This is a genomic window from Nocardioides sp. Soil_C_8 (assembly GCF_057656315.1).
This window is the reverse complement of sequence record NZ_JBDGKQ010000002.1, coordinates 114,211-125,983: the sequence shown is the minus strand read 5'-3', so window position 1 is coordinate 125,983 and position 11,773 is coordinate 114,211. Positions and strand designations below refer to the sequence as shown.

12 protein-coding genes are annotated in these 11,773 nt (G+C 72.9%); 8 read left to right on the top strand and 4 right to left on the bottom strand.

The features are described from left to right. Window positions 1-129: 129 nt before the first annotated feature. The 4 genes from rplU to proB all read left to right on the top strand — a co-directional run bounded on the left by rplU (window position 130) and on the right by proB (window position 3,533). A complete protein-coding gene (rplU, locus tag AC3A3L_RS10390) occupies window positions 130-432 on the top strand; it encodes a 50S ribosomal protein L21 (protein WP_310254251.1) in 303 nt (100 codons plus the stop codon). 44 nt (window positions 433-476) lie between these two features. Next, a complete protein-coding gene (gene rpmA / locus AC3A3L_RS10385) occupies window positions 477-731 on the top strand; it encodes a 50S ribosomal protein L27 (RefSeq protein WP_268112748.1) in 255 nt (84 codons plus the stop codon). Between the two features lie 113 nt (window positions 732-844). Continuing rightward, the gene (gene obgE, locus AC3A3L_RS10380; RefSeq protein WP_487639956.1) at window positions 845-2,410 is read left to right on the top strand and encodes a GTPase ObgE; all 1,566 of its coding nucleotides are present in this window, start codon (window positions 845-847) and stop codon (window positions 2,408-2,410) included. Beyond that, on the top strand, window positions 2,400-3,533 hold the full coding sequence (gene proB / locus AC3A3L_RS10375) for a glutamate 5-kinase (RefSeq protein WP_487639955.1): 1,134 nt from the start codon (window positions 2,400-2,402) through the stop codon (window positions 3,531-3,533). The genes obgE and proB overlap by 11 nt, the downstream gene beginning before the upstream one ends. Before the next feature lie 3 nt (window positions 3,534-3,536). On the opposite strand, the gene AC3A3L_RS10370 is transcribed toward proB, so the two are convergent. Beyond that, window positions 3,537-3,854, bottom strand: a complete 318-nt coding sequence (locus AC3A3L_RS10370) for a nucleoside triphosphate pyrophosphohydrolase family protein (RefSeq protein ID WP_487639954.1) — start codon at window positions 3,852-3,854, stop codon at window positions 3,537-3,539. Between the two features lie 14 nt (window positions 3,855-3,868). Then, window positions 3,869-5,116: a hypothetical protein gene (locus tag AC3A3L_RS10365; RefSeq protein ID WP_487639953.1), complete on the bottom strand. Its 1,248-nt coding sequence runs from the start codon at window positions 5,114-5,116 to the stop codon at window positions 3,869-3,871. A 73-nt stretch (window positions 5,117-5,189) separates the two neighbouring features. Here AC3A3L_RS10365 and AC3A3L_RS10360 point away from each other — a divergent pair, with 73 nt between their 5' ends. From AC3A3L_RS10360 to AC3A3L_RS10345, 4 genes are read left to right on the top strand one after another with little or no spacing between them, the layout of a single operon-like run. Next, window positions 5,190-6,371: a cysteine desulfurase family protein gene (locus tag AC3A3L_RS10360; RefSeq protein ID WP_487639952.1), complete on the top strand. Its 1,182-nt coding sequence runs from the start codon at window positions 5,190-5,192 to the stop codon at window positions 6,369-6,371. 18 nt (window positions 6,372-6,389) lie between these two features. Further along, window positions 6,390-7,493, top strand: a complete 1,104-nt coding sequence (gene mnmA, locus AC3A3L_RS10355) for a tRNA 2-thiouridine(34) synthase MnmA (protein ID WP_487639951.1) — start codon at window positions 6,390-6,392, stop codon at window positions 7,491-7,493. Beyond that, window positions 7,490-8,455, top strand: a complete 966-nt coding sequence (locus tag AC3A3L_RS10350) for a serine hydrolase domain-containing protein (protein ID WP_487639950.1) — start codon at window positions 7,490-7,492, stop codon at window positions 8,453-8,455. Before mnmA ends, AC3A3L_RS10350 begins: the two co-directional genes overlap by 4 nt. Further along, window positions 8,452-9,441, top strand: a complete 990-nt coding sequence (locus AC3A3L_RS10345) for a uroporphyrinogen decarboxylase/cobalamine-independent methonine synthase family protein (protein ID WP_487639949.1) — start codon at window positions 8,452-8,454, stop codon at window positions 9,439-9,441. Before AC3A3L_RS10350 ends, AC3A3L_RS10345 begins: the two co-directional genes overlap by 4 nt. Window positions 9,442-9,464: 23 nt before the next feature. Here the strand turns inward: AC3A3L_RS10345 and AC3A3L_RS10340 are convergent, their stop codons facing one another. Together AC3A3L_RS10340 and AC3A3L_RS10335 are read right to left on the bottom strand one after the other, a co-directional pair. Then, window positions 9,465-11,069 (bottom strand): MFS transporter, encoded by a 1,605-nt coding sequence (locus tag AC3A3L_RS10340; RefSeq protein ID WP_487639948.1) that lies wholly within the window; start codon window positions 11,067-11,069, stop codon window positions 9,465-9,467. Window positions 11,070-11,142: 73 nt separating this feature from the next. Next, window positions 11,143-11,748, bottom strand: coding sequence for a TetR/AcrR family transcriptional regulator (locus AC3A3L_RS10335; protein ID WP_487639947.1), 606 nt, complete (start codon window positions 11,746-11,748; stop codon window positions 11,143-11,145). Between the last annotated feature and the right edge of the window lie 25 nt (window positions 11,749-11,773).

Here is an 11,773-nt window from a genome sequence, read left to right as displayed (position 1 = left end):
CGGTGTTCGACACACCACCCCTACGCGCCCGCCCCGCGGCGTACTCGCCCGATCCTGAGGCGGTGTCGTGCGTAGGCCCAGTTCGAAGTCCTTTGAGTTTTCGCAGTCTGACGAGGAGAGTGAGTCGCCGTGTACGCAGTCGTGCGCGCTGGCAGCAAGCAGCAGAAGGTTGCCGTGGGCGACGTCATCAACATCGACAAGACCGAGGCCGCCCAGGGTGACACCCTCACGCTTCCGGTCGTCATGGTCGTCGACGGCGAGAAGGTCACCGCGACCGGTCTCGACAAGGCGTCCGTGACCGTCGAGGTCACCGGTGCCGCCAAGGGCCCGAAGATCGTCATCCAGAAGTACAAGAACAAGACCGGCTACAAGAAGCGCCAGGGTCACCGCCAGAAGTACACCCAGGTCAAGGTCACCGACATCTCCCTCTGAGCGCTCGCTCGAGGTCGACCAAGTCTCTTCAGAAGGACTGAACAATGGCTCACAAGAAGGGTGCTGCGAGCACCAAGAACGGTCGTGACTCCAACGCGCAGCGCCTCGGCGTGAAGCGCTTCGGCGGCCAGGTCGTCGGCGCCGGCGAGATCATCGTCCGCCAGCGCGGCACGCACTTCCACCCGGGCACCGGCGTGGGTCGCGGCGGCGACGACACCCTCTTCGCCCTGCAGGCCGGCGCCGTCGAGTTCGGCACCCGCCGCGGTCGCAAGGTCGTCAACGTCGTTCCTGGCGAGTGACGTCACCGCGACACTGATCCACTTCTGCGAAGGGCGTCCCCGACTCGGGGGCGCCCTTCGTGGTTTCGAGGCCCGCGCCTCGACCACCGAGAGCACCTGAGCAAAGGAACACCATGGCCATCCCCACGTTCGTCGACCAGGCCACGCTGCACCTCGCGGCCGGACGGGGTGGCAACGGAGTGGCCTCGGTCAAGCGCGAGAAGTTCAAGCCCCTCGGTGGCCCCGACGGCGGCAACGGTGGTCAGGGCGGGTCGATCATCCTGCAGGTCGACACGAGCGTCACGACCCTCGTCGACTACCACCACAGCCCCAAGCGTCGCGCCGACAACGGCGGCCAGGGTGCCGGGGACCACAAGAACGGCGGCAACGGCAAGGACCTGGTCCTGACCGTCCCCGACGGCACCCTCGTCAAGGACGAGCACGGCGCCGTGCTGGCCGACCTCGTCGGCCACGGCACGACCCTCGTCGTCGCCCAGGGCGGTCGCGGTGGCCTCGGCAACGCCGCCCTCGCGTCCTCCAAGCGCAAGGCCCCCGGGTTCGCGCTGCTGGGTGAGCCCGGCGACGAGCTCGTCGTACGCCTCGAGCTGAAGGTCGTGGCCGACATCGGGCTCGTCGGCTTCCCGAGCGCCGGCAAGTCCTCGCTGATCGCCGCGATCTCGCGAGCCCGGCCCAAGATCGCCGACTACCCGTTCACCACCCTCATCCCCAACCTCGGTGTCGTCACCGCCGGCGAGACGACCTTCGTGGTCGCCGACGTGCCGGGCCTGATCGAGGGTGCGGCGGAGGGCCGGGGCCTCGGCCACGACTTCCTGCGCCACATCGAGCGCTGCGCCGCGCTGGTGCACGTCGTCGACACCGCCTCGATCGAGCCCGGCCGCAACCCGCTCGACGACCTGGACGTCATCGAGGGCGAGCTCGCCCGCTACGGCGGCCTGGAGGACCGGCCCCGGCTGGTCGCCCTCAACAAGGTCGACGTCCCGGACGGCCAGGACATCGCGGACATGGTGGTCGAGGAGCTCCGCGGCCGCGACCTGCGGGTCTTCGAGGTCAGCGCCGCCTCAGGTGCCGGCCTGCGCGAGCTCACGTTCGCCATGGCCGAGATCGTCGAGGCGTCCCGCGAGGCCGCACCCGAGGCCGAGCCGCAGCGGATCGTGCTCCGACCCCGGGCCGTCGACGGCGGTGACGACTTCGACGTCGTCGCGACCGACGAGGGCTGGCGCGTGCGCGGCACCAAGCCGGAGCGGTGGGTGCGCCAGACCGACTTCAGCAACGAGGAGGCCGTGGGCTTCCTCGCCGACCGCCTCAACCGGCTCGGCGTCGAGCTCAAGCTCGCCCAGATGGGCGCCCAGGAGGGCGACGCGGTCCTCATCGGCAGCGACGCCAACTCGGTCGTCTTCGACTTCAAGCCCAGCATCGAGGCCGGCGCCGAGATGCTCGGTCGCCGTGGTGAGGACGAGCGGCTGCGCGAGGACCGCCCGGCCCGTGCCCGTCGCCGCGACATCGACGAGGCGATGGAGACGAAGGCGGAGGAGGAGGCCCGTGCCGACGTGGCCCGCCGCCTCGACGAGAGCCGGAGGAAGAAGGGCCCCAACCGCAGCTCGGGCAGCTCCGGGGTGGGACCGATGGCCTACGAGATCGGCAGCAAGGACGACCCCGACTGGGACGGCAGTGACGACTGAGCGCTCGGCCGCCCGGCTGGGACTGGTCGCCGGTGCGCGACGCATCGTCGTCAAGGTCGGGTCGTCGTCGCTCACCACCGCCGCGGGCGGGATCGACCCCGCTCGCGTACGCCAGCTGGTGGAGGTCCTCGCCGCCGTCCGCGACGGAGGGGCCGAGCTCGTGCTGGTCTCGTCGGGCGCCATCGCGGCCGGCCTGGCACCGCTCGGGCTGACGAAGCGTCCGCGCGGCCTCGCCGCACAGCAGGCAGCCGCCTCCGTGGGGCAGGGGCTGCTGGCCCACCGCTACCAGGAGGAGTTCGCCTGGCACGGGATCGTCACGGGCCAGGTCCTCCTCACGGTCGACGACGTCACGCGGCGCGCGCACTACCGCAACGCCCACCAGACCTTCGCCAAGCTGCTGGAGCTCGGAGTCGTCCCGATCGTCAACGAGAACGACACCGTCGCCACCTCAGAGATCCGCTTCGGCGACAACGACCGGCTGGCGGCGCTGGTGGCCCACCTCGTGCACGCCGACCTGCTGGTCCTGCTGTCCGACGTCGACGGGCTCTACGACGGCCCGCCGTCGCGTCCCGGTGCGCGGCTGGTCCCGGTGGTGCGCTCCGAGGAGGACCTCGCCTCGGTGACCGTCGGGGCCGCAGGCGCGGCCGGCGTCGGCACCGGTGGCATGACCACCAAGGTCGACGCCGCCCGGATCGCGACGGGCGCCGGGATCGACGTCCTGCTGACCTCGGCCGAGCAGGCGGCGGCCGCGCTCGCCGGCGCCGAGGTCGGGACGCACTTCGAGGCGACCGGCAAGCGTCGTCCGACCCGGTTGCTGTGGCTGGCGCACGCCACGTCCGGGCAGGGCACGCTGACCCTGGACCGTGGCGCGGTGCGAGCCGTCGTCGAGCGTCGTGCCTCTCTGCTCGCGGCCGGCGTGACCGCTGTCGACGGCGCCTTCGTCGCGGGGGATGCCGTCGACCTGCTCGACCCGGACGGCGCCGTCGTGGGTCGCGGGCTCGTCAACTTCGACGCCGACGAGCTGCCCGCCCTCCTGGGTCGTTCGACCAGCGAGCTCAAGGAGGCGTTGGGCTCGGCCTACGAGCGTGAGGTCATCCACCGCGACGACCTCGTCCTGCTCTAGGGGTCAGTCGCTCGCGAGCACCTCGTCCAGCTCGTCCATGGTGTTGTTGAATGCGCCGGCCAGGTCGACGTCGTAGGCGTCGGCGAGCGTGAGGATGCTCCAGAGGCAGTCGGCCAGCTCGTGGGCGAGCGCCTCGTCGAGGTCCTCGCGGGGGCGCACTCCAGCCTTGCCCTGGACCAGCTTCGCGAGGTCGCCGACGTCGCCCAGGAACCCCAGCATGACCTCCTCGGTGGTCCACGACCGGCCGTAGGCCGAGGCCTCGGCCTCGGCGTACCTCGCGCGCACCGCCCGGGCCCGCTGCTGCATCTGCTGGAAGTCCATGGCGCGATCCTGCCTCAGGCCGCGCGCGCCCAGGCGAGTGCGTGCGCGCTCAGCTCCCTGGTCGAGAGACCGAGCTCGCGGCGCACGACGTCCTCGGTTTGGGCCCAGGAGAAGAAGCGGGCCGTGCGGAAGGTGCGGACGAGGTCCCACAGCACGGCCTCGCCCCTCGTGGTGGCGACGTAGTCGCACACCAGGGCCGCGAGGTTGTAGCTCAGGGTGGGGTCGCCCGCGTAGAAGCGCCGGGTCGGCTCGAGCCGGCGTGGGGACGCGGCGCCGAGCTGGTAGGCGGCGATCTGTTGGCGTTGGACGACAGGCATGGTCGAGCGGGCGACGTACTCGGCGGCGCCCTCCTTCAACCAGACGGGGGAGCGGTCGTCGGTGGCGCCCAGCGCGACGTGGGCCAGCTCGTGGCGGAACACCAGGCCGCGGCTGAGGACGTCACCGACGACGTCGGGGTTGACCGCGAACCGGTAGGCGGCCACCCGACCACCCGGACGCGCCAGCACGGGGAACGCCACGCCGGCGGTCTGGTTGACCGTCATGCCGCTCATCTCGGCGATGGCGGTGGTGTCGGAGGTGCCGTACGCGACGAAGCGGCCCGACCAGTCGGGGAAGTGGCGCTCGACGACCGCCGTGGCGTCGGCGAGGTCGGACATGACGTAGTCGGCGTGCGGGCTGGTGTCCTCGTCGAAGACCGCGAGGATGCCGCCGGAGCGGCGCACCTCGATGTGGGCGAGGTCCCACGGAGCCGGGATCCAGCCGTTGACCAGGTCGACCTGCTCGTCGCGGTCGTCGGTCAGCAGCACGTCGCCGTCGCGGTGCACGAACGTCCACGTCATCAGGTCCGTGACGGGGCGGCTGTCGAAGCCGCGGAGCCGCATCGTGAAGTCCACGGGGAGCCGCAGCTCGCCGTCCTCGAAGTCGTCGGCCAGGGCGTCCTCCTCGCCGAGCTCGAACGACACGTCGCTCACCGGCAGGCGGCTGAGGTTGTCGAACCACCGGGCCTGGGTCGCCGAGAAGCCGAGCTCGTCGGGGTCGACGGTGGCGAGGAACGCCTCGCGGTCGCCGTCGGCCAGCGCCCGCTCGCGCTCGTCGAGGAGTGCGAGTGCCTGCTCGCGCAGCGACTCGTCACTCCCGGCTGCCGTCGCCGACCGCGCAGGACCGCCCGCTGCCGGGGACACGTCCGACGGCCGGCCGCCCGCCTCGCACGCGAGGGTCGGCAGCAGCAGGAGGCAGGCGAGCCAGGCCCGGGAGACGCGCACGGTGGGAGCCTAGGTCTGAAGGTGGCCACGCGGGGCCGGTTGGCGCAGGTCGGCCCCGTAGGCTTGGCAGGTCATGAACCAGCCGCTCGTCTACCTCGACCACGCCGCGACCACGCCGATGCTCCCGGTCGCCGTCGAGGCGATGACGCGCCAGCTCACCGGCGTGGGCAACGCGAGCTCGCTGCACGCCTCCGGACGCGGCGCCAGGCGGGTGGTGGAGGAGTCCCGGGAGACCATCGCGGGCGTGATCGGCGCCCGCCCCGGTGACGTCGTCTTCACCTCCGGCGGCACCGAGTCCGACAACCTCGCGCTCAAGGGGATCTTCTGGGCGCGCCGGGCGGAGGACCCGCGTCGTACGCGCATCCTGTCCACCGCCATCGAGCACCACGCAGTCCTCGACCCCCTGCACTGGCTCGCGGAGAGCGACGGCGCGGAGGTCGAGCTGCTCCCGGTGTCGACCCAGGGCGTGCTCGACCTCGAGTCGCTCAGGGACTCGGTCGCCAGGGACCCGGAGTCGGTCGCGCTGATCTCGGTCATGTGGGCCAACAACGAGGTCGGCTCGCTGCAGCCGGTCGACGAGGTCGTCGCCATCGCCGCCGAGCACGGCATCCCGGTGCACACCGATGCGGTCCAGGCCCTGGGCCAGGTGCCGGTGGACTTCGCCGCGTCGGGCGTGGACGCGCTCACCTTCACCGGCCACAAGGTGGGCGGCCCCTACGGAGTGGGCGCCCTCGTCGTACGCCGAGACCTGGCGGTGAGCGCCCTGGTGCACGGCGGCGGGCAGGAGCGCGACATCCGCAGCGGCACCCTGGACGTCCCGGCGATCGCCAGCCTCGCGGCCGCCGTCGAGGAGTCGGTCAAGCACCAGCACGAGCACGCGGTGCGCGTCGCGGCCCTGCGCGACGACCTCGTGCGCCGCGTGATCGAGGTCGTGCCCGACGCCCACCTGCACGGTGCGTCGGCCGGGCCCCAGCGGCTCCCGGGCAACGCCCACCTCGGCTTCCCCGGCTGCGAGGGCGACTCGCTGCTGATGCTGCTCGACGCCCGCGGCATCGAGTGCTCCACCGGCTCGGCCTGCTCGGCGGGCGTGCCCCAGCCCTCCCACGTCCTCCTCGCCATGGGCTGCGACGCCGACCAGGCGCGGCACTCGCTCCGGTTCTCCCTGGGCCACACCACCACCCCCGACGACATCGACGCCCTGGTCGAGGCGATCGGCCCGGTGGTCGAGCGCGCCCGGGCAGCCAAGGCGCGCTGAGGACGGCTGGGGTCAGGGATGAAGGTCGTCGCCGCGATGTCGGGCGGGGTGGACTCCGCCGTCGCGGCTGCCCGCGCCGTCGAGGCCGGTCACGAGGTGACCGGCGTGCACCTCGCCCTCAGCCGCAACCCGGCGTCGTACCGCTCGGGCGCACGCGGGTGCTGCACCATCGAGGACAGCAACGACGCGCGCCGCGCGGCCGACGTCATCGGCATCCCGTTCTACGTCTGGGACCTGTCCGACCGCTTCCACGAGGACGTCGTGGAGGACTTCATGGACGAGTACGCCGCCGGCCGCACGCCCAACCCGTGCCTGCGGTGCAACGAGAAGATCAAGTTCGCGGCCGTGCTCGACCGGGCGCTCGCCCTCGGCTTCGACGCGGTGGCCACCGGCCACTACGCGCAGCTGCGCACCGGGGCCGACGGCCTGATCGAGATGCACCGGGCGGCCGACCACGGGAAGGACCAGTCCTACGTGCTCGGCGTGCTCGACCAGGAGCAGCTGCGGCACTCGCTCTTCCCGCTCGGCGACACCGACAAGCCCGCCGTACGCCGTGAGGCGGAGGCGCGTGGCCTGCTGGTCGCCGACAAGCCAGACTCCCACGACATCTGCTTCGTCGCCGACGGCGACAACGCCGGCTGGCTGCGCGAGAAGCTGGGCGACCGCGCGCCCAACCACGGGGGCGACATCGTCGACGCGACCACCGGCGAGACAGTCGGCAGCCACACCGGCACCTACGGCTTCACCATCGGCCAGCGCCGCGGCCTCCGGCTCGGCGTGCCCGCCGCCGACGGCAAGCCGCGGTTCGTGCTCGACATCGAGCCGGTCAGCGGCACGGTCACGGTCGGTCCGCGCGAGCGCCTGGCGGTCGACCGCATCGAGGGCATCCGGCCGCGCTGGTGCGGCACCGTCCCCGAGCGGGTCGAGGGCACCGTGCAGCTGCGCGCCCACGGCGCGGAGCACCGGGCGGTCGTCGTCGTGTCCGGCGACCGGGTGGGGATCGACCTCGTCGACCCGGCCGAGGGCATCGCGCCCGGCCAGGCCGCGGTGATCTACGACGGCACCCGGGTCGTCGGCTCGGCGACCATCGGGTCCACGCGCCGCGTCGAGGCCCCCGCGTGATCGTGTCGTCGACGCTGGCCGACCGGGCCGGTGCGCTGCTCGGCCCGCGCCACACGTCCTACGTCGTCGCGCTCGTGACCCCAGCCGGTGCCGAGGTCGGTGCGGTCGGGGCCGACGAGCATGCGGACGTCGAGCTCGGCTCGGTGAGCAAGGGCATCACGGGGTTCCTGTGGCGCGATGCGCTCGCGCGGGCCGAGGTCGCGCCGGACGCGGCGCTCGGCGACCACCTCGACGTCCCGCTCCACGTGTCCGGCATCCGACTGGCTGCTCTGGCCACGCACACCTCGGGCCTGCCCCGCCTCGCGGGCGGCTCCGAGATGGTGCGCCGCACCTGGGAGCTGTGGCGCGGCGGTCGCAACCCCTACCGCGAGGACGTCGCGGGCCTGCTGACGCAGCTCGAGGGCGTGAAGGTGGGCAAGCCGAAGGCGGCCTACTCCAACCTCGGCTTCGAGCTGCTCGGGCACGCGGTCGCGAGCGCGGCGGGGCGGCCGTACGCCGACCTCGTGGCCGAGCGCGTCACCGGGCCGCTGGGGATGGTCGACACCTACGTGCCCACCTCCGCCGAGCAGGTGCGCGAGGGCGCGGTCGCACCCCGCAACCGCTCCGGGCGCGTCGTCGAGCCCTGGGCCGACGAGGCGGTCGCACCCGCCGGGGGAGTGCGCGCGTCGGCCGCGGACCTGGCGCTCCTGCTCCGGGCGATGCTCGACCGCACGGTGGCCGGGGCCGACGCGATGGACGCGGTCGCGCCCTTCGTCGGCCCGATGCGCATCGGCGCCGGCTGGCTGACCGGGCCGCTCCTGCGACGCACCGTGACCTGGCACAACGGCGGCACCGGCGGCTTCCGGTCCTTCGTCGGGATCGACCGTGACCACGGGGTCGGCGTGGCGCTCGTCAGCGCGTCCACCCGCTCGGTCGACCGTGCGGCGACGCGACTGCTGGCCGAGGCCGGTGATCCCGCATGACGCGTGCCACCGGAGTGGGCTCGATGCCGGGGGCCACCGACGCCGACCACGCCGAGGCGACCCGACTCGTCCTCGGCGAGCTGCCCGACCTCCCGCACGTGCCCGAGGTGCCCGGTCGGGGTGTCACGGCGGCGATGACCGGCCGCGGCCTCGCCGTCGTGGAGGGGCTCGGGGCCGACCTGCAGCCGGCCGGGTGGCGGCTGACCGACGCCAGCGGGGTCGACCATCGACGTGCGCGGTCACTGCTCGCCCAGGACCTCGACACCGTCGAGGAGCTGGCGCAGGACTACGCCGGCGCGTTCAAGACCCAGGCCGCCGGGCCGTGGACCCTGGCCGCCACCGTCGAGAAGCCGCGCGGCGACAAGGTGCTCGCCGACCACGGCGCCCGCCGCGAGCTCGCGCAGGCCCTCGCCGAGGGTGTCCGCACGCACCTCGAGGACCTGCGCCGGCGGCTGCGCGGCGTCGACCGCTGGATCGTGCAGGTCGACGAGCCGGCGCTGGCCGCCGTCGTGGCCGGCCAGGTGCCGACCGCCAGCGGCTACGGCCGGCACCGCAGTATCGACCTCCCGGAGGCGTCGGCGCACCTTGAGTGGGTCGTCGCGGCGATCGTCGAGGCGGGCGGCGAGGCGTGGGTGCACTCCTGCGCGCCGCAGACGCCGTGGTCGCTGGTCGCCGGGACCGGGGTGCACGGACTGTCCGCCGACCTCGACATGCTCGGCCCGGCCGATCTCGACACGTTCGCGGAGGCGCTCGAGTCGGGCCGCACCGCCGCGCTCGGCGTCGTACCGTCCACGGCGCCGGCCGCCGACGCGTCCGACGCGCGCACCACCGAGCGGGTGCAGCGGTGGCTCGACATGCTCGGCCTCGACCCCGACGGCGTCGGCGAGCAGCTCGTCGTCACGCCGACCTGTGGTCTCGCCGGAGCGTCGCAGGCGTGGGCGGGCAGGGCCGTCCGCCTCTCCGCGGCGGTCGCCCGGAACCTCTGACCCGGTCGACCGCCGCGGATCGCTCAGTGGACCCCGACGCCCTCGGGTGCCTCGTCGGTCGCGAGCTCCTCGTGGCGGACGTCGAGGAAGATCCAGACGATCGCGGACGCGGCCAGCATCATCAGCGAGCCGACGAGGAACGCGTGGGTCGCACCGTCGGCGAACCCGACGAGCCCGGCCAGCGAGCCGACCTGGTCCGCGGACATCTGGCCCTGGGCAGCCGCACCGATCTGCGGCGCGACCTCCTCGGCGCGGGCCGAGGAGAAGTGCAGCGCCACGGTGCTGAGGGTGGCCAGGCCGAGCGCGCCACCGACCTGCTGCATCGTGTTGAGCACGCCGGACCCGATGCCGGAGTCCTGGGCCCGCAGGCGGTGGACGGCGACCAGCGTGAGCGGCACGAAGTTGAGGCCCATGCCGAAGGCCATCAGCACGACGTAGGGCAGGACGTGGGTCCAGTAGCTGACGTCGTCGCCGAGGTTGCCGGCGGTCACCGCCTGGATCATGCCGGACGCGCTGTCGGGGACCGTGAGCCGGCTGAAGCCGTAGAGGGCGGCCGCCGAGAGCAGTGTGCCGACGCCGGAGAGGATGCGCGGGTCGACGTGGCTGATCAGCTTGGACGCGGTCGTGGCCGAGATGATCATCGCCACCGAGAACGGCAGGAACGCCACGCCGGTGTGCAGCGGGGAGTAGCCCACGACGAGCTGGATGAAGAGCGACAGGAAGAAGAACATCGCGAACATCGCGGCCGGGACGATCATCATGACCGCGAAGGCGGCCGCGCGGTTCTTGCTCGCGAAGATGCGGAACGGCAGCAGGGGGTGGTCGACGCGCGACTCGATGATGAGGAAGAGGGCGAGCAGGGCGACGCCGAGGGCCAGGCTGAGGACGGTGCTGGTGGCGTCCCAGCCGTACTCCTGCTGGCCGGCACGGCTCAGGCCGAAGACGATCGCGAGCAGGCCGGCGGTGCCGGTGATGGCGCCGGGGACGTCGAGCTGGCCCTCGTGGCGCTCGGACTCGTCGAAGAACCGGGGGGCGAACAGCGCCGCGCCGATGCCGATCGGCACGACGATGAGGAAGGTGTAGCGCCAGCCGGCGATGCCGAGGGGGGAGTCGAGGCCCGTGAGCCAGCCGCCGAGGATCAGGCCGACGGCGGCACCGATGCCCGCCATGGCGGCGTAGACCGCGAACGCGCGGTTGCGCTCCTTGCCCGCCGGGAAGGTGGTGGCGATCAGCGCCAGGGCGGCGGGCGAGGCCAGCGCCGCGCCGAGGCCCTGGAAGGCCCGCGCACCGAGGAGCATCGCCTCGTCCTGCGCGGCGCCGCCCACGAGCGAGGCGACGGCGAAGAGCAGCACACCCGCCATGAAGATGCGGCGGCGGCCCATCAGGTCGGCCAGGCGACCCCCGAGCAGCAGGAAGCCGCCGAAGGTGAGGGCGTAGCCGGTGACGATCCACTGCAGGTTGGCCTGGTCGATGGAGAGGTCGGTGCCGATGTAGGGGAGGGCGATGTTGGCGATGGTGCTGTCGAGCACCACCATCAGCTGCGCGAGCGAGATGAGCACGAGTGCCCAGCGCAGCCGCTTGTGCTGCTCGGGGGTCACCTCGTCGGCAACCAGGGTGCTGTCGGTCATGGAACGTCCTTCGTGATGGTGGTGCAGGTCGAGTCGAGCAGAGGGGTCCGACAGCGGTGCCGGACGTGGTGGGTCAGTCGGTGGAGGGCGCGGGTCCCCGGAGCGCTGCGGGCAGGATGACCTCGTCGAGCACCCGGCCGACGAGCTCGGGCGTGACGGCGTCGCCGAGCAGGAAGGCCCGGTGCAGGACGATCCCGGCGAGCGACGGGGCGAGGATCGAGATGTCGGTGTCGGGGTGGACCTCTCCGCGCTCACGGGCCCGTTCGTAGATCGCACGCGAGGCCGCGACCTTGGGAGCGATGAAGTCGCGGCGGTAGACCTCCGCGAACTCGGGGTCCCGCCCCATCGCGGTGACCACGGCGGACAGGACGGTCTGCGCGATGGGGTCGTTGAGGCCGCCGGTCCCGCAGTAGGCGGCGAGCAGGTCGCCGCGCAGGGTGCCCGTGTCCGGCACCACCGCGTCACCCTTGTGCGCCATGATCGCGGCCACCACGAGCTCGGGCTTGCCCCTCCAGCGGCGGTAGAGCGTGGCCTTCGACGCCTTGGCGCGGCTCGCGACGGCGTCCATCGTCAGCAGGTCGTAGCCCACCTCGTCGAGCACCTCGAGGGTCGCCTCGAGGATCTCCAGCTCACGCTCACCCGCCACGCGGGGACGGGTGCCGGTCTCGGTCGGGGTCACGGGCTGCTCCTGGTCATGGATGAAA